Genomic DNA, 24,102 nt, shown 5'->3' with positions numbered 1-24,102 from the left:
ACCGTTACGAGCGGAGCCTTCCAGATGAGCTTCACCAATGACCAGGGGGCCGGCGAGTCACAGGTCCGGAGTTACTCCCGGTCCTTCCCCACCGTCTTCACCACGTCGAAGGGCGACCTCCTTCGGGATCACGACGGCGTCTCGTACATCGACTTCCTGTCCGGAGCCGGCAGCCTCAACTACGGGCACAACCCGGAACCGGTCAAGCGACAGCTGATCGAGTACCTCGAACGCGACGGGCTTACCCACGGACTCGACCTGACCACCTCAGCCAAGCTCGACTTCCTCCACGCGTTCCAAAGCCACGTGCTGCGCCCGCGAGGGCTGGACTATCGGGTGCAGTTCTGCAGCCCGTCCGGTACCAACGCGGTCGAGGCCGCCCTCAAGCTGGCCCGCCTGGTGACCGGTCGTACCAACGTGATCGCGTTCAGCGGCGCCTTCCACGGTGTCAGCGCCGGCTCGCTCGCGGCCACCGCCTCGGACTACTACCGCGCGGGGTTGCACGGCACGCTCACCGGAACGACGCACCTGCCGTACCCGGACTCGCCGCTCGGCGGCTACGACACCCTGGACCTGCTGCGCCGGATGGTCGAGGACCCGAACGCCGGTACGCCGAAGCCGGCTGCGGTGCTGCTCGAGACGGTTCAGGGCGAGGGCGGCGTCTACCTCGCCCCGCCCGAGTTTCTCCGCGGGCTGCGAGAACTCTGCGACCGGCACCAGATCCTTCTGATCGTCGACGACATCCAGGCCGGTTGCGGCCGGACCGGCCGGTTCTTCTCCTTCGAGCGCGCCGGCATCGTGCCGGACCTGGTCACCCTCTCGAAGTCGATCAGCGGCTACGGCCTTCCGATGGCGATAGTGCTGATCAAGCCAGAGTACGACGTGTGGCGTCCCGGTCAGCACAACGGAACCTTTCGCGGTCACCAACTCGCGTTCGTCGCCGCCGCCGCGGTGCTCGACGAGTTCTGGGCGGATGGGCCGGACGGCGCGTTCGCCGCCGCCGTCCGTGCGAAAGGACGTGAGCTCGCCCGCCGGATCGGCTGCTCACCGGCGATGGACGCCGGTGCGCGACTGCGCGGGGTTGGCCTGATCTGGGGACTCGACCTGTCCGCCGTACGGGACGTATCCGCCGGCAAGATCTCGAACATGTGCTTCGACCGAGGCCTCATCGTCGAGACCTGCGGCCGCAACGGTGAGGTGATCAAGATTCTGCCCCCGCTGACCATCTCCGAAGAACACCTTGCCCAAGGGGTGGACGTCCTCCTCACCGTGCTGCGCCTGGCGATTGAGGACGCACCCACCCCCTGAGCCCGGCGTTCGCGGAAACCCAACCAGCAGAAGGGGCAAGATCATGATCGACGAGGCAACACCGGTCGCGTCGCCTCAGTACGCGTCCCGCGTCCTTGGGGTCCCGCCCGCCCGGCACGCCGCGGCGCGGGATCACTTCCAACACCGGCTGCAGTGCGAGACCGATCCGTACGACGTGTACCACGACCTCGAGGCCGGAGTCGCCAGCCTGGTCGTGCTGGACGTCCGGCGACCCGCGGCGTACGCCGCCGGGCACGTCCCGGGCGCCCGCAACATTCCGCACCAGGACATGACGCCCGAGACGCTGGACCTGCTGGACCCGGCGGCGGTGTACGTCACCTACGGCTGGGGACCCGGCTGCAACGGCGGGGTCCGCGCCGGCGCGCACCTGGCCGCGCACGGCCTACTGGTCAAGGAGATGATGGGTGGACTGGAGTATTGGGAGCGCCAGGGTTACCCGGTCGAGCGGAGCGCGGCATGATGCCGCGGCGGTCGTCCGGTCACTGCCGGGTCCTGTTGTCTAGTGTGTCGTCGGACTCGCACACCTGGAATCTCGTCTACCTGCAGTTGCTGCTGGAAGAGGCGGGACACCAGGTGACCAACCTCGGTGCGTGCGTGCCGGACGACCTGCTGGTCGAGACAGCCGCCCGGTTGCGGCCGAGCGTGATCGTCATCAGCTCGGTCAATGGTCACGGTCACCTCGATGGCGCCCGCCTGATCGGCCGGGTTCGCGCCGACGCCCGCATCCGGCACATCCCGGCGGTGATCGGCGGCAAGCTGGGCATCGCGGGGGACGACCGGCCCTACGTCGAGCGGCTCGCGGCAGCCGGCTTCGACCTGGTCTTTCCGCAGGGATCGGACGTGACGGAGCTGCCCGGCCTGGTGGAGGCATTGTCGGTCCAGACCGGCGACCGCGAGTCCGCGAGGGCGGCGTGACCACTTCGGCCGCTGCGGCCGGCGACCTGGCGGCCCACGTGCGCGCGGCAGGTCGGCTCGTGGTGCAGCCCCGCATGGGCATGAGCGATCCGGCGGACATGTCGGCCGGGCTGCGGGCGGTTGCGGCCACCGGTCTCAGCGCGGTGGCCACCATCACGGTGGACAGCTACACCCGTGTGGGCGACGAGCGGGCGGCCCGGGCCGCCCTACGCGGTGGAGCCCCCTTGAACGGCTTCCCGCTGGTCGCCCACGGGCCCGCGGTCACCGCGCGGGTCGCGGCGTCGGCCGGTGCGCTACCCGTGCAGGTCCGGCACGGATCGGCCGCACCGGAGCGGATCTTCCACACCCTGGTGGAGGCGGGTCTGTCGGCCAGCGAAGGCGGTCCGGTGTCCTACTGTCTGCCGTACGGTCGCACCCCGCTGGCCGAGTCCGTCGCCAGGTGGCGCGACGCGTCGCGGCAGCTGCACGAGGAATGTGCCGCCCGGGGCCGACGCGCCCACCTGGAGACCTTCGGCGGCTGCCTGCTGGGCCAGCTCTGTCCTCCGTCCCTGCTGGTGGCGATGAGCGTGCTCGAAGGCATCTTCTTTGTGCAGCAGGGCATACGGAGCATCTCACTGAGCTATACCCAGCAGACCAATCCGGTGCAGGATATCGAGGCGCTGGCCGCACTGCGCGCCCTCGCCGGTGACCTGCTGCCCGCCGATGTGGACTGGCACGTGGTGCTCTACGCGTACATGGGTGTCTTCCCCGCCACCGAGGCCGGCGCAGCGCTCCTCACCGGCCGAGGCGCGCAGATCGCGGTGCTCGGCGGAGCCGAGCGGCTCATCGTCAAGACCACCGTGGAAGCGCACCGGCTTCCCACCGTGGCCGAGAACGTGTCTGCCCTGCGCGCTGCCGCGCGGACGGCGGCGGCCGGCCGCGACCGTGGGCTGCCGGACCCCGGCCAGGTGGGGTATGGCGAGGTGCTCGCCGAGGCGTCCGCGCTGGTACACGCCGTCCTGCAACTCTCCGACGACGTTGGTTCGGCACTGCGGGCCGCGTTCGCCGCCGGCCTGCTCGACGTGCCGTACTGCCTGCACCAGGACAACGCCGGCCGCACCCAGGCGGCGATCGGCCCGGACGGCCGGCTCGGCTGGTCCGACCGGGGCAAACTGCCGTTGCCACCGTCGACCCGGGTCGTGCCGGGCCGGGTCACGGCCCACCAACTTCTGACGATGCTGCGGTACACCGCCGAGAAGAACGACCGACTCGCCGCCACCCGTCCGGCCAGTACAGAAGCAAGGAGTCCCGCCATGCCCGAACCGGTCCAGCCCGACTACGTCCTGACGCTTGCCTGCGACGACCGGCGCGGGATCGTCAGGGAGGTCACCGGGTTTCTGGCCGACCAGCGGCTGAGCATCTCGGAGAGTCAGCAGTTCGCCGACACCGCGGCGAACCGATTCTTCATGCGGGTGCAGGCGCGGGGTGAGCCCGGGCCGGCTGATGTCGAGCGGATCCGTAAGGAGTTCGAGCCGGTCGCCGAGAGCTTCCGCATGCAGTGGCAGCTACACGACCTTTCCGTCCCACACCGGGTGCTCGTGATGGTCTCCAGGTACGGTCACTGCTTGAACGACCTGCTGTTCCGGGCTCACACCGGCGCCCTGCCGGTGGAGGTGTCCGCGGTGGTATCCAACCACGTCGACCTGGCGGACATCGCCCGGTGGCACGGCGTGCCCTTCCACCACGTGCCGGTCACCGCCGAGGGCAGGACGGACGCCGAGGCGGAATTGGTCAGGCTGATCGACACGTACTCGGCGGACACCCTCGTGCTCGCCCGCTACATGCAGATTCTCTCGCCCCAGTTGTGCCGTCGGTTGGCGGGGCGGGTGATCAACATTCATCACAGCCTGTTGCCGAGCTTCAAGGGCGCGAGCCCCTACCGCAGAGCACACGAGCGCGGAGTCAAGGTCATCGGTGCGACGGCTCACTACGTCACGGCCGATCTCGACGAGGGACCGATCATCGAGCAGGACTTCGCCCGGGCCGACCACCGGTTCACGCCGGAGAAACTGGCCGCGCTGAACCACGATCTGGAGGCCAGGGCACTGGCGCGGGCGGTCAAGTGGCACGCCGAGCGCCGGGTCATCCTCAGCGGGCAGCGCACAGTCGTGTTCTCGTGAGCTCAGCCCGGCTCGCAGGCGGCGATCAGCGTCTGGGCCGCCGCCGTCCGCAGGTAGAGGACGCTGTGCCCGGCGCGGTGGGCGGCGACGAGGCCTGCCTTGCGAAGCGTGGTGAGGTGGTGCGAGACGTTGGGCGCCGACATCTTCAGCCGGGACGACAGCTCCGCCGTCGAGGTGGACACCTCCAGCTCGATCAGGATCCGGGCGCGGGACGGCCCGATCAGCCCCGCGAGAGCGCGTGGCGCCGGCCGGGCCCCGGACCCCCACAACTGCCCGATGCCGTGCGGGGGATACACCAGGCCGGGCTGGCCCGGAGGGTTGCTCTGGGAGAACACCCCCGGCCACACGAACACGCTGGGCACCAGCACCAGGCCAAGGCCAGCGTCCAGCGCCCGGGTCGCCTCGTAGGCGGGGTGTGCCACCCGCAGACTCGCCTCGTGCCAACTGACCTGGGGATGGAGTCCCTGGAACAGTGCGGCCGCGCCGCCGTGGGCGAGTGCCCGGGCGCGGTGCAGTACCTCACCGTCGAGCAGGCGCTTGATGCGCGGCCAATGCGGCGCCAACGCGACCGCCCAGTAGGCGCGTATCTCGTCGATCAGTCGGGCCAGGCCGGTGGCGGGGTCGCGATGCAACGCGCTGACCAGGGCCGGCCACGGCTTCGGCATCCGCTCCAGGTCGGTGCGCACCAGGCCCGGCGGCGTGGCGGCGACACCGGCCAGCTCCTCGTCCAGGGTGGGCGCCGCGGTGTCCGGTACCGGAGTGAGGAAATCCGGCACGTAGTAGCTCGGGACCGGGACCAGTGCGCTGAGCAGCGGGAAGTTGACTCCCTCGCGGCTCAGCCGGCGCTGGGTCACATCGTGCCAGCTCAGGTGCAGAACGTGCCGGCCTGGATCCTTGAGCGCCTGAACGCTGGTTACCACCTCCCACAGCGGGGAGCTGGCGAATCGGGTCCGGGCGATGTCCTCGACCGAGAATTCCAGCCTCAGCATGCGTCCCTCATCCTTCACCCGCGATCGGACCCGCGCTCATTCTCGCAGTTGCCCGCCGGGCGGGGAAACCGCCTGACCATCGTTCCGACAAGGCAGAACCGGAGGAGAAGATGACCCTCGCGGCACTTCCGCGCCCCGCCAACGACCAGCTCGCGGACGCCCTACAACTGGTGATCCTGTTGCGGGCGGGTCTGCGCGAGGACCACCGTCTGCTGGACCTGGCGTCGGAGCCGGTCGGCGGAAATCCGTTCACCCTCGCCTATCTGGCCGCCGGAAACTATTACCGTCTCGGGCGGGTGCCCGAGGGCCGGTCACGGCACGGTGGCCGCCGCCCGGGAGGAGTTCGCCGTCCCGTCAGCCTGACGGCGCCGGACCTGCGGTCGGAGCGTTTCGCCGGCCGGCTGGACTTCGTCGTCGACGGCTCCGTCATCGCGCGCCCCGACCTGGCCGACCTGACCGCCCTGGTGGCTGGGGCGCTGGCCCCCGAAGGGGTCTGGCTGGGGGCTATCGCGCGCGGCGAACCCCAGCGGCATGCGCTGACCTGGGCCGCCGGGGAGCACGGGCTGCGGATCACGTTCGTGGCAGGGCCGTCCGCCGCCGCCCAGCGATGGTTCCTGGCCTCTCGGCTGCCGGCCCCGGCTCGGGGCGTGTGCGACCTCGGGCTTTCGTCGTGGATGAGCCTCCTCGCCGAGCAGGCGTTGCCCGCCGACAACATCCTCGGGACCCGCTGCGGAATGATCTGAGCAGGAAACGACGAAGCGCAGGCGGGATTTCCCGCCCGCGCTTCGATCGCGCCAGACCGGTCTCAGCCGAGCTCGAGCGAGGTTCGCACCCCGACCACGTCCGCCAGGACCCGGAACGCCTGGCGCATGTCGGCGGGGCAGGTTTCCAGGCCGACGGCGCTCGCCTCGCAGCAGACCCGTGCCGCGCGGACCAGGTGTCGCTCCAGCCGCGGCGTGAGGTAGAACTGGAACTGCAACATCTCCAGCGGAGCCGCGAGCCGCACCAGCATCTCGTCCGGCATCTCCATAAGCCAGGCGTCGTACCGTGGAGCCTCGACGATGTCGCGTACGGCGGCCCGCACCGCCGCCGGGTCCAGCGACTCGGACTGCCGCCTCATGCGGCCACCGCCTCCTTGACCGCCGGACGGCGCGACGGCGTGGAGGGTTCCGCCGTGATCCAGTCGGAGACGCTGTTCCCGACGTAGACGTGGCTGAGCAGGCCGCCCCACACCTCGAAGTACCGGCCCGCCTGATTGGTGCCGAGGTCGGCGTTGCGTACCCAGGACGAGTTCGCCCAGTCGCACTTGGGGCGCACATGGTGAAGATCATGCTGGACGGTGTCGCCGACCAGGATGCACAAGCGGTACGGGGCGTACAGCAGCAGCATCCGTGCCCACCAGCCGGTCCAGGCGAGGCCGGCGCGGAGCGGACCGACGTCCCCGGTCTGCGGCACCGCCGTACCGCAGAACCGCCCGAAGGTCAGCTGGTCACGCTGGGGCTTGGTGAGCCGCTCGGCGTTCTGGAAGAGCCACCACCGGTGCTCGCTCAGCGTGTACAGCAGCGTGTGGTTGTGGAAGAAGAAGGTTGCCGGTAGGAACCACAGCAGCAGCCACTGCAGCCACCAGCCGGTCAGCCCGAGGAAGACCACGGTCGCGGCGAGGTAGCTCAGGCTCATCGCCAGCCGGTACGCCGGCGGCCGGGAGAAGAAGTTGCCACGCATCCGTCCGGCGAAGAATGACCAGTGGTGCCGCGGCGAGATCAGCGCCCGCCACAGGTAGCCGCGGAATTCTCGCCTCGTCATGCCCGGACGCGCCCCGGTTGAAGCCAGGTAGAGGGTGTCGCCGTCGCGCAGGGAACACGGGTGGGCGTGGTGCACAAGGTGTTCCTTGCGGTTCTCGTCGTACGGCGGGCGCCACGTCAGGGTGGTGACAATCTCGCTGACGATGCGATTCCCTCGGGTCGAAGGGGTGTACATCTGGTGCAGCGTCTGGTGCACCACCACCACGTCCAGCCGGCGTATTCCGCCGGCGGTGATCGGCCAGGACAGCAGCACCAACGGAATCCCGAGATACCAACGCGCCTGCAGGCCCGCGACACCGATGGTCACGCCCACCACGGTCTGCACGAAGCCTGCGATCAGCGCGAGCACCGGCCGCCACAGCACCCGGGGCTTGGCGCCGGTCAGCGGCATGCCGGTGACCCAGGTCAGGAACGGCTGGACGAGACGCGGCAGGCCGCGCATGGATTCGCGAGGTTGCATCGGTTCTCCCTCCATCGCGTCGCCGGTCAACTGCCGATCCGAGGGTCGCGTACGCCACCGAAGAGCGCGTCGTTGGTCTCGTGAGTCATCGGTCGGTCGAGGTCGGCGGTGCTGGCCAGCGTCATGTTGACAATCGTGCGGCGGCCCTCGCCGCGGATCGGGTGGACGCGGTGCATGGTGGTGTTGGTCTTCACGACGTACGCGTCACCCGGCTCCAGGGCGTAGGAGCGGACCTGGCTCGACAGCAGGGCCCCGTACACGTCGGGGTTGCCCTTGTCCCAGTGCGTGTTCGGGACCGCCTGGACGAAACCACCCTCGGTGTAATGCGGAGCCTCCAGCACCAGGATGATGCCGTAGGTGTAGTCGTCCCAGTGCCAGCCGTGGGTGTCACCGTTGGCGTCGAGCCGGCTGATCACGTAGTGCTCGCCCGCGTACGGGCAGGTGTGCACCGGCTCACCCACCACGTCGGCGACGAAGTCCAGCAGCACCGGGGCGAAGTAGAAGTTGTGCACCAGCGGACCCTCGTCGCGGATCACCGGCTGGCCCACCGTACGCATCCGACGGGGGGTGTTGTCGGTGATCTCGAAGGTCAGGTCGTGATAGGTGCCGTGCCGAGCCATGATGTCGACCGCCTCGTCGCGGACGGCGGCGAGGAGCGGAGGCGGGCAGAAGCCCGGCAGCGTCACAATGTGCTCATCCGCGAACCGGGCGGCCAGTTCGGCACGGCTCGCCGCCGGGAACTTCTCGGCCAGGTGGGTGGCCATCAGTTCGGCCACCGAGCTGGGCTGCACCTCGGCGGTTGCGACGGACGGAAGGATGGGGGCTTCCATGAATGTCCTTTCCGGATGTCGGAATGAGTACGCGTGAGGCCACGTGGGCGACCCGGAGGCCTCCGGGCATGGCGCAGCTGGGACCGTGGCGATCCCAGACGGGCAAGCGACTCGGTCGTGACGACTGATCAACCACATGCAGCGATAACGCCGGATTCATGTACGTTGCAGGTCGACTCTCGCACCCGGACGGGTCGATCCAAAGCGCTTCGTCGATGCATAAACTCGCATCGCACGATGACGCACCAGGTCCGGAGGAAAGTCCGATCGGGTCAGGGGCGATCTTCCGGTGACGCGCCGAGGCCGGCCCAGGAGCGCAGCAACCAGCCACCGATCGAGTCGGCGGGTCCCCCTCCGGGACCGTCGACGATCCGCTCGACCACTTCGTCGCGGGTGAACCACCGCGCCTCGAGCAGTTCCGCGCCGTCCACGTCGATCCGGTCGTCGAGCGCCTGGCCGACGAAGCCGATCATCATGCCGGACGGGAACGGCCACCCCTGGGAGCCCTGGTAGGTGACGGTGCCGACCGCGACACCCGCCTCCTCGGCGGCTTCGCGGCGTACCGTGCCCTCCAGACTCTCGCCGATCTCGACGAAGCCGGCCAGCAACGAGAAGCTGTCCGGGTCCGCGCCGTGGTGACGGGCCAGCAGGCAGCGCGGCTCCGGGCCGGGACTCTCGATCAGCACGATCACAGCCGGCTCGATCCGGGGAAACAACACCCGGGCGCAGTCCAGGGCGGTGCACACCCGGACGTGGCCGGCCTGGGCGCTGCGCGCGGGTGACCCGCAGACGCCGCAGAAGCGGGTGTGGCGGTTCCAGTGGAGCAGGCCGCGCGCGTACGCCAGGGTCGCGGCCTGCGGATGCGACAGCCTGGCCGCCAGCCTCCGCAGGTCGGTGCTTTCCTGTGCGGCGGACAGCCGCAGCGCGGTGGGCTCGTCGACGGCGCTCAGGTCGGCGGCGAAGACGGGGGTGCCGTCCTCCAGGCCGAGCAGCACAGACTCGCCGGCGGCGGCCGCGATCTGCCGACTCCGGTGTCCGGTCGCGACGATCGGGACGCCGGCGGCCAGCAGGCAGCGGTCCCTCCACATCGGTACGAGCTGGACGTCGGGGCGGGCGAACTGGTCGGCCACCCACTCGGGGTCGGCACGCCGGGCCGGGACGCGATCGTGCGGTGTCCCGGTGTAGGCCAGATCATCGAACGCCATGCGGGATCTCTACCACGGCCCGTCGCTGCCGCGGGCCAAGATTCCATCCAGATCTAATCTCTCTGTCGATCCGGTACGGCCTTCGATGCTGGAGTGGTCCGCAGCCCTTGAAGGAGACCCGACGTGGCAGCTCCACGATCCGAACAGCAAGGCTTCCTCACCGACCGACTCGGGTTGCCCCGTATGGCGCAGCACCGCAATCTCGCGTCCGCCGCGGTCATCGACAGTCTCGGCAGCGGCATGCTGTTGGCGTTCATCGTTGTCTACTTCGCGCAGACGACGTCACTGTCGCTTCCCGCCATCGGCGCAGCCATCACCATCGCCCGCCTCATCGCCGTGCCCACGGCTGTCCTGGTTGGGCCGTTGTCCGACCGGATCGGTCCACGGCGGACGGCGCTCACCGGGAACATGATCTCCGCGGTCGGCTACGCCGGCTTCCTGGTCGCCGACAGCGCCTGGAAGATCGTCGTGGTCACCCTGCTGACCCAGGTTGGCGCGGTGACCTACTGGACCACCAGCAACGGCCTGGTGGCGCTGGCCGCGCAGGGAACGCAGCGGACCCGATGGTTCGCCATGCTGCACATGTTGCGCAACGTCGGTCTCGGGCTGGGTGGCGCGCTCGGCGCACTGCTGGTGGGCTTCGACGGATCCACCGGCCTGCGCATCCTCGTCGCCGCGAACGTCTTGAGCTACCTGGTGGCCGCGCTGCTGCTCGCGCGCTGGAAGCCCGACGAGCGGAAGCCGGAGCCCTCCTCCGCCGAGACGCCCGACCTGCCTGCCGTGGGATACCGCACGGTGTTGCGCGACCGACGGTACATGCTGCTGGTAGCGATCAACGTGTCGTTCGTGTTCGCGGCTCTGGTGCTGAGTCTGCTGTTGGGCGTGTACATCATCGAGGGCCTGGGTGAGGGCGCCTGGATCGCGGGGGCGCTGCTGGTGCTCAACAGTGTGCAGGTTGCGCTGACCCAGACGGTGGTCAGCCGGGCCATGGAGCGATTCCGGGCGACCCGGGTCATCGCAATCTCCTGCTTGATCAATGCAGTCGCGTTCGGTCTCTTCGCGGTGCTCGTCGCGGCACCGCCATGGGCGGTGATCGCCGGCCTGTTCGCCGCCACGGTCCTTTACACGACCGCCGAGACGACCGCGACCCCACTGTACGAAAACCTGAGCGTCACCCTCGCTCCGGACCACATGCGCGGCCGCTACCTCGCGGTCTACCAGTTGTCCTGGACGTTCGGGCAGACCACCGCCCCGGCGCTGCTGACCTTCCTACTGGCCGCCCAGCCGTGGTGGCCCTGGCTCTTCCTCGGCGTGCTCAGCGTCGCCGCGGCCCCGGCCGTCCTGGTGCTCGAGAAGATGGTGCACGGTCGGCAGACCGATCGGCCGGTGGTCACCCAGGAGCCGGTAGCTCAGAACACCTGAACCACCACGCTCCCCGCGTAGGCGAGGGCGGACACCGGTGCGGAGCCCCCCCGCGCTGGTGTCTCGCCATGCCCTGGGCCGGCCACCGGGGCGACGGTGGTCGGCGTGGCGGTAGACCCTTCGGCGTCGGCGGGCCGACCCCGGTCCGGTCGGCCTGTCGATGTGGGCGGTCGCCGTTCGTGTGGAGGATGAGGGGTCGACGTGCGGTCGACCCGCCGCCCGCGAGGAGGAACGATGACGCTCTATTTGATCAGCATGCACCAGCCCGACGGCGGGACACCGGAGCCGGAGTTCCTGGCCCAGGTCATGCGCGAGGTCGGTGAGCTGCGGGACGAGCTCGTCGCGGACGGGTCGTGGGTGTTCGGTCAGGGCCTGCACGGGCCGGAGACCGCCACCGTGCTGCGTCCCCGCGACGGCGACGTCCTGGTCACCGACGGGCCGTTCGTGGAGGGCAAGGAACACCTGGGCGGAGTCACCATCATCGACGTTCCGGACCTGGACGCCGCCCTGCGCTGGGGGCGCCGTTACGCGCTGGCCACCACCCTGCCGATCGAGGTCCGCCCCTTCCGGTCCGCCGCCGGAGGTTGACAGTGCCCGACGTGGAGGCGGTGTTCCGCGCCGAGTACGGGCGCGCGGTCGCCGTCCTGGTGCGCCTCCTCGGCGACATCGACCTCGCCGAGGAGGCCGTGCAGGACGCCTTCACGATCGCGCTGCGGCGGTGGCCGACCACCGGCCCACCGCCCAGCCCGGCCGGTTGGATCATCACCACCGCCCGCAACCAGGCCATCGACCGGCTGCGTCGGGAGGCGACCCGTGCCGACCGGCACGCCCAGGCGGCCCTGCTGTACGCCCCCGACCCACCCGCCGAGGAGGGGCCCGTGCGCGATGACCGGCTCCGTCTGATCTTCACCTGCTGTCATCCGGCGCTCGCGCCGGCCACCCGGATCGCGCTCACCCTGCGTCTGCTCGGTGGCCTGCGGACCGCCGAGATCGCCCGCGCGTTCCTGGTGCCGGAGGCGACGATGGCGCAGCGGTTGGTCCGCGCCAAGTCGAAGATCCGCCACGCGCGCATCCCGTACCGGGTGCCGAGCGACGCCGACCTGCCCGACCGGCTGCACGCCGTCCTCGCGGTGCTGTACCTGATCTTCAATGAGGGTTACACGGCCAGCACCGGCCCGCACCTGGTCCGCGCCGACCTGTGCGCCGAGGCGATCCGGCTGGCCCGGCTGCTCGTCGAGCTGATGCCGGACGAGCCGGAGGCGCTCGGACTGCTCGCGCTGATGCTGCTCACCGAATCCCGCCGAGCCGCCCGCACCACCGTCGGCGGTGACCTCGTGCCGTTGCCCGAGCAGGACCGGAGCCGGTGGGACGCCGTGTTCGTCGCCGAGGGGCAGGCGCTGGTGCGCCGCTGCCTGCGCCGCGGCCGGCCGGGGCCGTACCAGATCCAGGCCGCGATCGCCGCCGTGCACAGCGTCGCGCCCCGCGCCGCCGACACCGACTGGGGACAGATCCTCACGCTGTACGACCAGCTCACGGCCGTCGCCCCGGGCCCGGTGGTGGCGCTGAACCGGGCCGTCGCGCTCGCCGAGGTCGCCGGCGCGGCCGTGGCGCTGGCCGAGGTGGACCGCCTCGACCTGCCCGGGTACCACGTGGGGCACGTCGTCCGCGCCGACCTGCTGGCCCGGCTCGGCCGCGACGCCGAGGCCGTCGAGGCGTACCGGACGGCCGTGGCGTTGACGGACAACGCGGCCGAGCGGGCCTTCCTCACCGCACGGGCGGCGGCGCTGGCCCCGGGCTGACCGCGCGTTTGCCGGTGGCCCGACCGGGAAACCGAGCCGCCCGTCGGCCCGGCTGCCCGCCCGGGGCCGCAGCAGCGGATGGAGGCGGAGATGGCGTACCGTCCGGCGACCGTCGACGCCGTTGCCGACCTCGACACGCTCACCCTCGGCGTCGAGGAGGAGTTCCTGCTGCTCGACCCGTCCAGCGGAGGCAACCTGCCGGTCGCCGACGAGGTGCGGGCCGCGCTGCGCGGCCCGGCCCGCGACCAGAGCCGCCAGGAGTTCCGGCACAGCATGGTCGAGATGGTCACCCCGGTCTGCGCCGACCTCGACGAACTCCGTACCCACCTGGTGGCGCTGCGGCGATCGGCCGTCCAGGCCGCCGCCCGGGCCGGGGCCCGGCTCGTCGCCGTCGGCGCGACGCCGGTGGGCGAGCCGCACCGGACGGTGCCCGACGAGCCGCGCTACCACGCCATGTCGCGCCGGTACGGGCCGGTGGCACACGATCCGGCGGTGTGCGGCTGTCATGTGCACGTCGGGCTCCCGGACCGGGAGCTGGCCGTGCAGGTCTGCAACCACCTGCGGGTGTGGCTGCCGGTGGTGCAGGCCCTCACCACCAACTCGCCGCTGCACGACGGGTACGACACCGGCCACGCCAGTTGGCGGTCGATGCAGTTGGAACGCTGGCCCAGCATCGGGCCGACCCCGTACTTCGACTCGGTCACCGACTACGACCGCACGGTCGACGAGCTGATCGCCGCCGGCGTCATGCTGGACGCCGCGATGGTCTACTGGTACGCCCGGCCGTCGTCGGCGTACCCGACGGTCGAGGTGCGCGTCGGCGACGTCTGCCCGACGGTGGACGACACCGTGCTGGTCGCCGCCCTGGTCCGCAGCCTGGTCGCGACGCTCGCCGACGACGTACGCGCCGGTGTGCGCGCCCCGGCAGTGCGCGACTGTCTCGTCGCCGCGGCGCACTGGCGGGCCGCCCACGACGGCCTCGACGGCGAGCTGATCGACCTGCGGGCCGGCGGTGCCCGCCCGGCCTGGGACCTGGTCGACGACCTGATGGCGACGATCGCCCCGGCGCTGCTGCGGCACGGCGACCTCGGCTACGTCCTGGCCCAACTGGCCCGGCTGCGCCGCGACGGCACCGGCGCGACCCGACAGCGCCGGGTGCTCGACGACACTGGCGACCTGCGTGCCGTCATCGACGACCTCGCCGCCCAGACCGCCGCCGCCTGACGGGCCGGGCCGCTCCCGTTCGCACGCCGCAGGAGTCGGTGGTGGCTCAGGTGATGCCGTGGATCTGTAGCCACAGCTCCAGCAGGCCGAGCTGCCACAGCTTGTTGCTGCCGGCGGCCGCCTCGGCCCGGTCCGGCTCGGCGAGCAGCCGCGAGACGTACTCGGGACGGAACAGCCCGCGCTCGCGGGCCGCCGGGGCCTGCAACGCCTCGGCGACCAGCTCGCGCACCGGTCCGTCCACGTTGCGCAGCGCCGGCACCGGGAAGTAGCCCTTCGGCCGGTCGATCACCTCGGCCGGCAGCACCTCCCGGGCCACCTCCTTGAGTACGCCCTTGCCGCCCTGGGCCACCTTGTGCTCCGGCGGGCAGTGCGCGGCGAGGGCGACCAGGTCCTGGTCGAGGAACGGCGTGCGCACCTCCAACCCCCACGCCATGCTCATGCTGTCCACCCGCTTGACCGGATCGTCGGGCAGCATCAGGTGGGTGTCCAGGCGCAGCACCGCGTCCAGCGCGGTCTGCGCCCCGGGCGCGTCGAGGTGCCCGGCGAGCAGGTCCCGGCTGGCGTCATGGTCCAGCGCGTACGCCGGGCCGACGACGGCACCCAGCCCGTCGTGGTCCCGGTCGAAGAACGCCGCCGCGAACGTCTCGGCGGCGCCGTGCCGGGGCGCGTCGACAAGCGGCTGGTGGTAGCCGTAGCCGGCGAACACCTCGTCCGCGCCCTGCCCGGACTGGGCCACCTTCACGTGCTTCGCCACCTGTTCCGACAGCAGGTGGAAGGCGACGACGTCGTGGCTGCCCATCGGCTCGGTCATGGCCCGCACGGCGTTGCGTACGGCGGGCGCCAGGTCGTCGTCGGCGAGCCGGATCCGCTGGTGGTCGGTGTCGTACGCGCGGGCCACCAGGTCGGAGTAGTGGAACTCGTCGCCGGACTCGTCGCCCCGACTGTCGAAGCCGATGCTGAACGTACGCAGGTGCTCCTGACCGGCCTCGGCGAGCAGCGCCACGATGAGGCTGGAGTCCAGACCGCCGGAGAGCAGCACACCGACCGGGACGTCGGCCACGAGCCGGCGGCGTACGGCCGTGCGCAGCGCGTCCCCGACGGCGGCCCGCCAGTCGGCGGCGTCCATCCCGGCGTCGGCGGGTTCCCGTACGTAGTCGGGCTGCCAGTACACCTGCTCCCGGCTGCGCCCGTCGGCCTCGACGATTCGCAGGGTGGCCGGCGGCAGCTTGCGGACGCCGCGCAGCACGGTCCGCGGCGCGGGCACGATGGAGTGCCAGGACAGGTAGTGGTGCAGGGCCACCGGATCGATGCCGGTGTCGACGTCCCCGCCCGCCAGCAGCGCGGGCAGGGTGGAGGCGAACCGGAGCCGTCCGGGACTCTCGGCGAGATAGAGCGGTTTGATGCCGAGCCGGTCGCGGGCCAGGACGAGGCGTCGCCGGACCCGGTCGACCAGGCCGATCGCGAACATGCCCACCAGGTGGTCGACGAAGCGTTCGCCCCAGTGCGCGTACGCCACCAGGATCACCTCGGTGTCGCTGGTGGATCGGAAGGCGTACCCGGCGTTCTGTAGCTCCTCGCGCAGCTCCGGGTAGTTGTAGACGCAGCCGTTGAAGACCAGCGCCAGACCCAGGTCGTCGCGCGCCATCGGCTGGGCGCCGGCGTCGGACAGGTCGATGATGGTCAGGCGGCGGTGCCCGAGGGTCACCCAGTCGTCGGTCAGCAGGCCCTCGGCGTCCGGTCCGCGGGAGCGCATCGCCTCGGTCATCCGGGTGACGGCCGCCGCGTCGGGCGATTGGCCGTCGAAGCGTGCCTCCCCGCTGATCCCGCACATCAGGCGGGACAGTGCTGGTTCAGGGCGGACATGGCCCCTCCTGTCAGGTCTCCCCGACTGGTGGTGGCGGGGCCCTCGGTGAAAACGGGGGCGCTGGCTACCCGCGCAGCGGGCGGACAAACCCGCAGGGGAATTCGCGGCCGGCTCAGCCCCGCAGGGTGCGCAGGATGCGGGCCAGCTCGGCCCGGTCGGTGTCCGGGAGGTGGCCGAAGAAGCGGTCCGCCTCGGCGCGGCGGGCGGCCCGGATGGCGGCGCTGACCCGGGTGCCCTCGGCGGTCGGCGCGACCAGGGTGGCCCGCCGGTCGGCCGGGTCGGGTCGCCGCTCGACGAGACCCCGGGCCTGGAGGTCGTCGATGACCTCGGTGGCCGAGCGGGGCGCGATGCGCAGGTGCTCGGCGAGGGTGCCGGGGCGTACCTCGCCGTGGCGGCCGAGCACGCCCAGCGCCCGGGCCTGGCTGGGGGTGACGTCCCACGGGGCCAGTGACTCGCGGGTCTGCCGGCGCAGGCGGGACGCGACCGCCCAGAACGTCTCGGCCAGGCTCTCGTCGCCGCTGTCGGCGGTGTCCTCGGTCACCGGAATACGGTAGCAGCCGATGCTGTTGTTCCCTCATGTTGAGGTAACCTCAGCATATCCTTCCGGAAGGAGTTCCCCTTGGAACCCACCCCGATGGGCCGCGACCGCGGCCACCGCACCGTCAGCGCCGAGGAGAAGGAGCAGGCCCGCCAGGTGTCCCTGCGCCGCATCGGCCGCCTCTTCACCCCCCACCGACCCGCGCTGGCCATCGTCACCGCGATCATCGTGCTCTCCTCGATCGTCGCGATGGCGAGCCCGTTCCTGCTCCGTACCGTGATCGACCGCGCCCTACCGCAGGGTGACGTGACCCTGCTGGTCTGGCTGGTCCTCGGCATGGTCGCCGTCGCCGCCGTGACCGCCGCGCTCGGCGTCGTCCAGACCTGGATCTCCACCCAGGTCGGCCAGCGGGTCATGCACCGGCTGCGCACCGACGTCTTCCGCCACCTCCAGCGTCAGTCACTGGGCTTCTTCACCCGCACCCGCACCGGCGAGGTGCAGTCGCGCATCACCAACGACATCGGCGGCATGCAGTCGGTGGTCACGTCCACCGCCACCGCCGTCGCGGCCAACCTCACCACCGTGGTCGCCACCGCCGTCGCGATGGTCGCGCTCTCCTGGCAGCTCTCCCTGGTCTCGCTCGTGGTGCTGCCACCGGCCATCTGGCTGACCCGCCGGGTCGCCCGGATGCGCCGCGAGATCACCGCCCAGCGCCAACACGAACTCGCCGACCTCAACGTCACCGTCGAGGAGGGGCTGTCGGTCAGCGGCGTCCAGCTCGCCAAGACCCTGGGCACCGGGCCCGCCCTCATCGAACGGTTCACCGCCTCCTCGGCCCGCCTCGTCGACCTGGAGCTGCGCAGCGAGCTGGCCGGACGCTGGCGGATGGCCTCGATGAGCATCATCTTCGCCGCCGTACCGGCCGTCATCTACCTCGCCGCCGGCCTGCCCGGCGCCGCCGGGACACTGAGCATCGGCACCCTGGTCGCTTTCACCGCCCTACAGGGCGGCCTCTTCCGGCCGCTGATGGGCCTGCTCAACGTGGGCGTGTCGCTGACCGCGTCGCTGGCCCTGTTCGCCCGCATCTTCGAATACCTCGACCTGCCGGTCGACGTGGACGACCCCGCCGAACCGGTCCGCCTCGACCCGGCCCGGGTCCAGGGACACCTGCGCCTGGAAGATGTCACCTTCGGCTACCCGGGCAGCGACACCGCCGCCCTCGCCGGCATCACCCTCGACGTGCCCGCCGGCACCAGCCTCGCCCTCGTGGGCGAGACCGGATCCGGCAAGAGCACCCTCGCGGGCCTGGTCAGCCGCCTGCACGACCCGACCGCCGGTCGCGTCACCATCGACGGCGTCGACCTGCGCGACCTGCGCCTGGCCGACCTGGCCGCGATCGTCGGCGTGGTCAGCCAGGAGACGTACCTGCTGCACACCACCGTCCGGGAGAACCTGCGCTACGCCCGGCCGGACGCCACCGATGCCGAGATCGAGGCCGCCGCCCGCGCCGCCCAGATCCACGACCTCATCGTCGCGCTCCCCGACGGGTACGACACCGAGGTCGGCTCGCGTGGGCACCGGTTCTCCGGCGGCGAGAAGCAACGGCTCGCCATCGCCCGTACGCTGCTGCGCGACCCGCGCATCCTGGTCCTCGACGAGGCCACCAGCGCCCTCGACACCGAGACCGAACGCGCCGTGCAGAGGGCGTTCGACGTGCTCGCCCAGGGGCGTACCACGATCACCATCGCCCACCGCCTGTCCACGGTCCGCGACGCCGACCAGATCGCGGTCCTCGACCACGGCCGCATCGTCGAGTCGGGCGACCACGACACCCTGCTGAACCGCAACGGCCGCTACGCCGCGCTGGCGGCCTGAACGTCGGCTCAGAATCCGACTAAAAACCGGCGCATTGTTCCGCGTCGAGGTGTCGGTAGACGGTGGCCCGCCGCGCTGCTGCGACTGCCCGCCCTGCTCGTGGTGGCCGGGGTCGGCTGACGGCCGGGACTGCAAAATTGCGGACAGCGAATTGGCCGTGCGGGAACTACGGTCCCGGCATGGCGTCGTCAATCTCCAGAAGTCTCAGTGCGAAAGACGTTGCCGACACGGTGAGCGACCGTGCCAGCGGGGAGTCGGCGCTGCCCTCGGTGCCGAAAGACCTGGCCAGCCGAGAGCTGTGCTGTGCCATGCACCTGCGTCCGCCGCTGGCTGCGCAAGTGTTGCTGCATTACAGCATCGACAACCCCAAGGCGTGGTGTCCTCCTTTCGGGGTGGACGCGGTTGCGGTGGTGCGCCACGCCCAGGCGGCCGACACCCATTGGCGAAAGCTGTACGACGCGGTCGCGATGACGCGTTATTCGTTGCTCGGTCTGGTCGCGATCGGCCTCTTCCTCCTCTGGCGCGACGGCCCGGTGACGGCGACGCTCTCGCTGCCTTTGATAGCTGTCGCGTGCGGAGTCGGGTGGCGCACGACGTTCCTCAGTCTTCGGGAAACCCGCGCGGCGGCGATCGGCACCATGGTGGAGGGAAAGGCTCTGGCCGCCCAGGTGCCAGGGGTCGAATCCGACCTGGAAGAGGAGCTTGCCGCCCTGCAGGACGCCAACATGATCGTCTTCGACGGTGCCGCGGGCAGCCCGTTCGTCGGCAGCGGCACCGAGATCGGCCGATGGGCCCTGCCACCCGTCGACGTCAGCCGTAGCCGGGAAGAGAGTCGAGACGATACGAAACCACCTGCGACCTTCTCCGTCCGAGAGCTGCACGACGATCTGATAAGGCTCGCTCGGTCACGGCTCGGCCTGAGCGACATCGAGGTGACCAAGCGGATCTATGTGCGGGGGGACGTGCTGCCGGATTGTGAGGGCCTGTTCCATCCCGACGACGTACGCCCGCCCTCCCGGCTGGACAAAACCTGGGTCGATGTGGGCAGCGACGCGCCCGGCGAGCAGGCCAGGACGTATGTGTGCCTGGCCAAGAGCCTCGTTGGTGGCGAAATCGTCGTCACCCTCTTCGTCCGCTACACCCTCGAACAGGGCATCTTGTCCTGCGAGTTCGCCGCTTTCGTCCTGCCGCCCATTCTCCGCGGCTCAGCGCCCGCCACAGGGTTCTACGGGCTGTTCGACGATGATCTGACCCCGTTGCACGGGCGCTCAACCACCTGGGCCCTTGCCGTCGCGGCGTGGCGCACCTACGTTGCCGAGCTGTTCCTGCGCTCAGACCGGGGCATCGATCTGGACGAGGCGCACGATGACCGGGCCCGGCATCACTACGAGGCACTCCAGGAGGGTCGACGTTACGACTACGGGGCGGCGTTCAGCGCCCGGGAACTGGCGGCGACCACGAGCATCGAGAACTATTTCGAAGTCGCGGATGTGCGTGACTGTCTGTTGCGGATGCAACGAGGCGTGATCGATTGTCTGGTCGGGTTCCTGCGGGACAAGGGAATCGACACGTCCGAGCTGGTCGCCGGACGACAGCGGATCATCAACAACATCACCAACATCGGGGAGGTGTCCGGCCGGGGGAACATCTTCGGGAACCACGGGCGGGTGTCGAATGCCGACCGCATCGACCAGTCGGATTGATCGCTTGTTGTTCTGCTTCTGTTCTGCGGATCCGGCCGGAAGGATGAGTAGATGAGCCAGTTCAACTTCAGCGGTGACATCAGCGGCGAGGGGAACGTCTTCGGGGACCACGCGCAGGTGCACAACCGGAGCAACGACTTCAGCCGAGGCTCGGACCTCGCCGGGCTCGTCGCTGCCCTGATCGAGGAGATCGCGCAGCACCGGACGGAAGTCCGCGAGGCCGATCGGCTGACACAGTTGGCGGGCACGGCAGCGGTCTACGCCGCCGAGCCGCGACCCAACGTGGAGGGCATCCGCAGCCTGCTACCGGCTCTGCTGGCCGGTGCCGGAACGGTGACCGCCGTCGCCGATGCCGTTCTGCGCGTCTCCCAAGCCGTCAACAGCCTGTAGTGCAAGTGCGCGTTGACGGGGCACCCAACCCGTGAGCACGGGGGACGGGCGCGGCCTGTTGACATGAGCTCCTGGTCGACTGGACCGGATCGCCCGGTTGGATGCGCGGCTCGGTGACTGTGAGCCACACGGGGGTCAGTTGGCACTGGCGGACCAGTGCTGACCGCTGTTTCCTAAGCGGCCGACCCGTTGTAGGTGTGCCAGATCGTGGACGACGATCTGACGGTAGCCGGTTCGGATGACTCCCGCCCGCCGTAGTTCCCGGGAAGCCTCCTCGACCGTCGGCTCCGCGGTACCGGGACCGGAACCTCCGGTTTTCGTCGGTACGACCTGATCCCGACTGGCTGACCACCCCCGAGCGGCTGACCCTCGCCGTGGCGACCGTGCCGAAGCTGACCGACCGGTCAGCGCTGCGGACGCTGCTGACCCGGCTGCCGAAGCCCGTTGGAGATCTGGGGCCACGACCACGTCTTCACCGGCCCGACCATGCCGGTGTTCCGCCGGCAGGTGCCGATCCGTCTGGGGCGGCGCACCGTCTACCTCGACATGTTCGCCGAGCGGGAACGGGTCAACATCGAACTCGACGGCGCCACCACCCATGGCGACACCCGACAGCGGGAGATCGACCTGCGGCGGGACGCCCTGCTGGCGACCGTCGGGATCCTGGTGGTCCGCTTCGCCCATCGCCGCCTGGTCCACGAGGCCGACGACGTACGCCGGGAGACCCTGGCGATCCTCGCGACCCGCACGGCGATCTGAACAGAGTCTCAGGCGGGTAGCACCGGCAGCCCTGGGTCGTGCATGCGTCGGTGGGTCGGGCACACCCACAGGAACTCCCCGGTGGGTGTGAGCACCCGGCCCAGCCCTCCGAAAGCGCGGACGGCGTCCAGCTGCATGAGCAGCACCTTGAACGAGCGCAGCGCGGCGCCCTCGGCCACGGACAGGGTGTGCCGTGACTCGGGCGGCGCGGCCAGCGCGTCTTCGACGAGCGCCGTGGGCAACGAGTCGATGAGGCTCTTCATCAGGTCCAGTTCCCGCTGCGCCTGATCCAGGTTCGGCGCGACGTAGCCGGCCACCGCGGCCGCCACCGGATACACGAGGCGCAGAGTCTTGAACACCAGGTTCAGGTACGGCCCGACCTTCCGCAGCCAGTCGCGCGGCTCGGTCACCTCGTAACTCGCCCCGTCCCAGGTGTGCCACTCGCCGGGCTGTTCGCACCAGAGGGTGATCCGGATCGGCTGCTGCCCGAACGAGAGACGGCGCCAGCCGACGGGCGGGATCGTGGCGACGGTGAACAACCGTGGGCAGTCGTTCACCTCCGTGCCGACGGCCCGCACCAACCGACGGAGCTGGTGTGCCGTGTCTGCGGCGAACGACGCGGTCTCCGCAACGTGGTCCCCAATGACGCCGACATCCTTGCTGAGGGCGCCGAGGCGCCGCTCCAACTGCTGCAGCTCAGCGCCGAAGGGCTGCGGCGCCACGAAGCCGGTCAGCAGGCCGGCGACGTCGTGGTCCTGGTGGCACGTCAGGCAGGGGAGTACGACCTGCGGCCGGTCCGCCCCGGCCCCCAGGGTGGCCTCGAACAGGCCGACGGGTCGGACCGACCCAGGACGAGTCGAACGCTCCCGGAACTTGATCAGCCCGTCGAGTGGGAAGCGCCCGGTGCAGGCGACACCGTCGTTGCCACGGGTCGGGCACGGTACGAACAGCGCGAAGGGCAGGCCCGGCCAGCGCGTCGTAAGAAGACGCTCCAGGCTGTCCCGCAGCACGTTGAAGAAGAGGTCGGGTGACGGCGCGCGGACCTCGATCGTCAAGCGGTGGTCAGCCTGCAACTCCACCAGCGCCTCGGACCGGTACGCCGCGATCGGATGGCGCAGGAACACTCCTCGCCGCCAGTGCTGGCCCGTCGACGCGTCGTGATGGCGCACGGTGATCCACGAGATCAGGCCCGGCGGCGCGCTCTCACCGAGTTCACAGGTGAGCCTCAGCACCCGAATGCCGTCCGGCAGCGGCCGTGTCGCCTCCCACGGCGGCTGCGCGCGTTCGTACGGGACCAACTGGGCGATCAGGCTCCGGTCCCGGTCGCTCAGCCGGTAGGAGACGTCGAACTTCTCCATCAGTCGCAGGAAGAACGGGTGGTGGACGGGGTTGTACGACAGCCCGTCGTCCCGCTGACGCCAGATGCGCCGCAGCTCGTGGTGGTCGAGGATCCCGCTGCTGGCCCGGACGCCGTGGTCCTCCAGCACGTGACTGATCGCCTTGGTCAACCACTCGGGGTTGAGGATGACGATGTCGCGTAGGCCGTCATCGTCACCGTAGTAGATGACCTGGCCCAGGTCGTGGAGCAACTCCGCCAGGTGGACGACCTCGTCGTCACGGACCTGGTGCCGACGGCAGATCGCGGCGAAGTCCTCGAAGGGCATCTGTGGCTGAGCGCCGGCCTGCGCCAGGATCTCGTCCCGCGCGCTGGCCCATCGTCGGCTGAACAACTGGCCCATCTGCGGCAGCCGTGCCGCCTCGCCGCCGATGGCCTCCCGCAGGGCTCCCACGCCCTTGTTCGTTTCGCTGTCCACCGCGTACTGCCCCGCGATCATCCCCGGGAAGGCTTCGCTCAGGCGCGGGAAGTCCAACTCCGGCCGCCGCTCGTCCGCGTGGGTCGCCACGATCATCACCCTGGCCGCCGTTCCCACCCGCAGCCGGATGCGGCGCAGCCAACCCTCGACCTCGCCCTGCTCCTGCCCCTCCCGGGGGTGCCAGACGAGCAGGTAGATGGCGCGCCGGCTGAAGAAGAACTGGTGGGTCACGCGGTAGATCTCCTGGCCACCGAAGTCCCAGGTCCGTAGTGTCAGCATCTCGTTCAGGAACGGGTGCCTCAGGGTCAACTCCCGGATCTGGATGCCGTGCGTCGTCGGACGACCCGGCACGAACTGCTCGCCGTTGAGCGCCCCGACCAGCGACGTCTTGCCGACGTTCCCCTCGCCCACCAGCAGGATCTTGGCCTCGTACTGCGGAACACCGTCAGCCAGGCTCTGCAGGTACGTCCCCAGCGCGGCGTCGCCACGGTGCAGCGTCTCGACCAGCGCCTGGTCCAGTGGGTTGTCGTCGAGTCGGATGGTCAGCTGACCCCGGATCAGCAGCGGCGCGAGACTCGCCGGGAGGGTCTTGAGCAGGTTGCCCCGCAGGTCCAGCAGTTGTAGATCGGGCAGCGCACCAAGCTCCTCGGGCAGGACGGTGAGCCGATTCCCGCCGAGGTCCAGCTCGCGGAGGTGCTTCAGCTCACCGATCTCGCGCGGGAGATCGCTCAGCCTGTTCCCGGCGAGGTCCAGCTTTCTGAGCTGCCCGAGGGCGCCGATCTCCGGCGGCAGTCTGCGGATCTCGTTGCCGTACAGCGACAGCACCTCAAGCTCGGTCTGCTCCAGCAGGTCGGGCGGGACCGAGGAGATGCCCGACCGGCCCAGGTTGGCTACCGTTTTGATCATCGGTTGTCCGTCCTGTGTGACATCGCGACCGTCCACCACTATGGACGCCGGGTGCCACCGGGGCGTCCGTCAATCAGGTCACGTTTCCGATCGAAGCAGGGGGTGGCAGGGCCCGCCCC

The 24,102-nt window shown here is 70.4% G+C and carries 21 protein-coding genes and 1 pseudogene; 14 read left to right on the top strand and 8 right to left on the bottom strand.

Annotated features, from left to right (window positions below):
- Positions 1 to 24: 24 nt before the first annotated feature.
- The 5 genes and pseudogenes from ACQP0N_RS17905 to purU all read left to right on the top strand — a co-directional run bounded on the left by ACQP0N_RS17905 (position 25) and on the right by purU (position 4,403).
- The gene (locus tag ACQP0N_RS17905; protein WP_433111804.1) at positions 25 to 1,308 is read left to right on the top strand and encodes a diaminobutyrate--2-oxoglutarate transaminase; all 1,284 of its coding nucleotides are present in this window, start codon (positions 25 to 27) and stop codon (positions 1,306 to 1,308) included.
- A 43-nt stretch (positions 1,309 to 1,351) separates the two neighbouring features.
- A complete protein-coding gene (locus tag ACQP0N_RS17900; protein WP_433111801.1) occupies positions 1,352 to 1,789 on the top strand; it encodes a rhodanese-like domain-containing protein in 438 nt (145 codons plus the stop codon).
- Positions 1,786 to 2,244, top strand: a complete 459-nt coding sequence (locus tag ACQP0N_RS17895) for a cobalamin B12-binding domain-containing protein (protein ID WP_433111798.1) — start codon at positions 1,786 to 1,788, stop codon at positions 2,242 to 2,244. Before ACQP0N_RS17900 ends, ACQP0N_RS17895 begins: the two co-directional genes overlap by 4 nt.
- Positions 2,241 to 3,506, top strand: a pseudogene (locus tag ACQP0N_RS17890) (methylaspartate mutase); the annotation flags it as partial. The gene ACQP0N_RS17895 and the pseudogene ACQP0N_RS17890, both read left to right, overlap by 4 nt.
- Before the next feature lie 30 nt (positions 3,507 to 3,536).
- Positions 3,537 to 4,403 (top strand): formyltetrahydrofolate deformylase, encoded by an 867-nt coding sequence (purU, locus tag ACQP0N_RS17885; protein WP_433121685.1) that lies wholly within the window; start codon positions 3,537 to 3,539, stop codon positions 4,401 to 4,403.
- Positions 4,404 to 4,405: 2 nt separating this feature from the next.
- On the opposite strand, the gene ACQP0N_RS17880 is transcribed toward purU, so the two are convergent.
- Positions 4,406 to 5,392, bottom strand: coding sequence for an ArsR/SmtB family transcription factor (locus tag ACQP0N_RS17880; RefSeq protein WP_433111795.1), 987 nt, complete (start codon positions 5,390 to 5,392; stop codon positions 4,406 to 4,408).
- Positions 5,393 to 5,502: 110 nt separating this feature from the next.
- Between ACQP0N_RS17880 and ACQP0N_RS17875 the strand changes: the two genes are divergently transcribed.
- Positions 5,503 to 6,135 (top strand): hypothetical protein, encoded by a 633-nt coding sequence (locus tag ACQP0N_RS17875; protein ID WP_433111792.1) that lies wholly within the window; start codon positions 5,503 to 5,505, stop codon positions 6,133 to 6,135.
- A gap of 62 nt (positions 6,136 to 6,197) precedes the next feature.
- Here ACQP0N_RS17875 and ACQP0N_RS17870 read toward each other — a convergent pair whose 3' ends face one another.
- The 4 genes from ACQP0N_RS17870 to nudC all read right to left on the bottom strand — a co-directional run bounded on the left by ACQP0N_RS17870 (position 6,198) and on the right by nudC (position 9,689).
- Positions 6,198 to 6,512, bottom strand: a complete 315-nt coding sequence (locus ACQP0N_RS17870; RefSeq protein WP_355049645.1) for a hypothetical protein — start codon at positions 6,510 to 6,512, stop codon at positions 6,198 to 6,200.
- Positions 6,509 to 7,654 (bottom strand): fatty acid desaturase, encoded by a 1,146-nt coding sequence (locus ACQP0N_RS17865; RefSeq protein WP_433111789.1) that lies wholly within the window; start codon positions 7,652 to 7,654, stop codon positions 6,509 to 6,511. Before ACQP0N_RS17865 ends, ACQP0N_RS17870 begins: the two co-directional genes overlap by 4 nt.
- Before the next feature lie 26 nt (positions 7,655 to 7,680).
- Positions 7,681 to 8,484, bottom strand: a complete 804-nt coding sequence (locus tag ACQP0N_RS17860; RefSeq protein ID WP_433111786.1) for a HalD/BesD family halogenase — start codon at positions 8,482 to 8,484, stop codon at positions 7,681 to 7,683.
- A 272-nt stretch (positions 8,485 to 8,756) separates the two neighbouring features.
- The gene (gene nudC, locus ACQP0N_RS17855; RefSeq protein WP_433111783.1) at positions 8,757 to 9,689 is read right to left on the bottom strand and encodes an NAD(+) diphosphatase; all 933 of its coding nucleotides are present in this window, start codon (positions 9,687 to 9,689) and stop codon (positions 8,757 to 8,759) included.
- Between the two features lie 123 nt (positions 9,690 to 9,812).
- Here nudC and ACQP0N_RS17850 point away from each other — a divergent pair, with 123 nt between their 5' ends.
- The 4 genes from ACQP0N_RS17850 (at position 9,813) to ACQP0N_RS17835 (ending at position 14,134) form a co-directional block, all read left to right on the top strand.
- A complete protein-coding gene (locus ACQP0N_RS17850; RefSeq protein ID WP_433111780.1) occupies positions 9,813 to 11,111 on the top strand; it encodes an MFS transporter in 1,299 nt (432 codons plus the stop codon).
- Positions 11,112 to 11,345: 234 nt separating this feature from the next.
- Positions 11,346 to 11,699, top strand: a complete 354-nt coding sequence (locus ACQP0N_RS17845) for a YciI family protein (RefSeq protein ID WP_433111777.1) — start codon at positions 11,346 to 11,348, stop codon at positions 11,697 to 11,699.
- A gap of 2 nt (positions 11,700 to 11,701) precedes the next feature.
- A complete protein-coding gene (locus ACQP0N_RS17840; RefSeq protein ID WP_433111774.1) occupies positions 11,702 to 12,910 on the top strand; it encodes an RNA polymerase sigma factor in 1,209 nt (402 codons plus the stop codon).
- A gap of 90 nt (positions 12,911 to 13,000) precedes the next feature.
- Entirely contained in the window at positions 13,001 to 14,134 is a 1,134-nt protein-coding gene (locus ACQP0N_RS17835; RefSeq protein WP_433111772.1) for a carboxylate-amine ligase, read from the top strand.
- Between the two features lie 46 nt (positions 14,135 to 14,180).
- Here the strand turns inward: ACQP0N_RS17835 and ACQP0N_RS17830 are convergent, their stop codons facing one another.
- Entirely contained in the window at positions 14,181 to 15,965 is a 1,785-nt protein-coding gene (locus tag ACQP0N_RS17830; protein WP_433111769.1) for an N-acetylglutaminylglutamine amidotransferase, read from the bottom strand.
- 145 nt (positions 15,966 to 16,110) lie between these two features.
- Entirely contained in the window at positions 16,111 to 16,539 is a 429-nt protein-coding gene (locus ACQP0N_RS17825; RefSeq protein WP_433111766.1) for a MarR family winged helix-turn-helix transcriptional regulator, read from the bottom strand.
- Between the two features lie 93 nt (positions 16,540 to 16,632).
- Here ACQP0N_RS17825 and ACQP0N_RS17820 point away from each other — a divergent pair, with 93 nt between their 5' ends.
- The 4 genes from ACQP0N_RS17820 (at position 16,633) to ACQP0N_RS17805 (ending at position 21,263) form a co-directional block, all read left to right on the top strand.
- Positions 16,633 to 18,411 carry an ABC transporter ATP-binding protein gene (locus tag ACQP0N_RS17820; protein ID WP_433121683.1) on the top strand — a complete coding sequence of 593 codons (1,779 nt, stop codon included), beginning with the start codon at positions 16,633 to 16,635 and terminating at the stop codon, positions 18,409 to 18,411.
- Positions 18,412 to 18,590: 179 nt separating this feature from the next.
- Positions 18,591 to 20,114: a hypothetical protein gene (locus ACQP0N_RS17815; RefSeq protein WP_433111763.1), complete on the top strand. Its 1,524-nt coding sequence runs from the start codon at positions 18,591 to 18,593 to the stop codon at positions 20,112 to 20,114.
- 51 nt (positions 20,115 to 20,165) lie between these two features.
- Positions 20,166 to 20,504, top strand: a complete 339-nt coding sequence (locus ACQP0N_RS17810) for a hypothetical protein (protein ID WP_433111760.1) — start codon at positions 20,166 to 20,168, stop codon at positions 20,502 to 20,504.
- Between the two features lie 444 nt (positions 20,505 to 20,948).
- Entirely contained in the window at positions 20,949 to 21,263 is a 315-nt protein-coding gene (locus tag ACQP0N_RS17805; RefSeq protein WP_433111757.1) for a DUF559 domain-containing protein, read from the top strand.
- 8 nt (positions 21,264 to 21,271) lie between these two features.
- Here the strand turns inward: ACQP0N_RS17805 and ACQP0N_RS17800 are convergent, their stop codons facing one another.
- The gene (locus ACQP0N_RS17800; RefSeq protein ID WP_433111754.1) at positions 21,272 to 23,983 is read right to left on the bottom strand and encodes a COR domain-containing protein; all 2,712 of its coding nucleotides are present in this window, start codon (positions 23,981 to 23,983) and stop codon (positions 21,272 to 21,274) included.
- Between the last annotated feature and the right edge of the window lie 119 nt (positions 23,984 to 24,102).

Source organism: Micromonospora sp. CA-246542, from assembly GCF_050942905.1.
Classification (GTDB): Bacteria; Actinomycetota; Actinomycetes; order Mycobacteriales; family Micromonosporaceae; genus Micromonospora.
The sequence above is the reverse complement of the archived record's forward strand: the minus strand, read 5'-3'. Positions and strand labels throughout refer to the sequence as shown.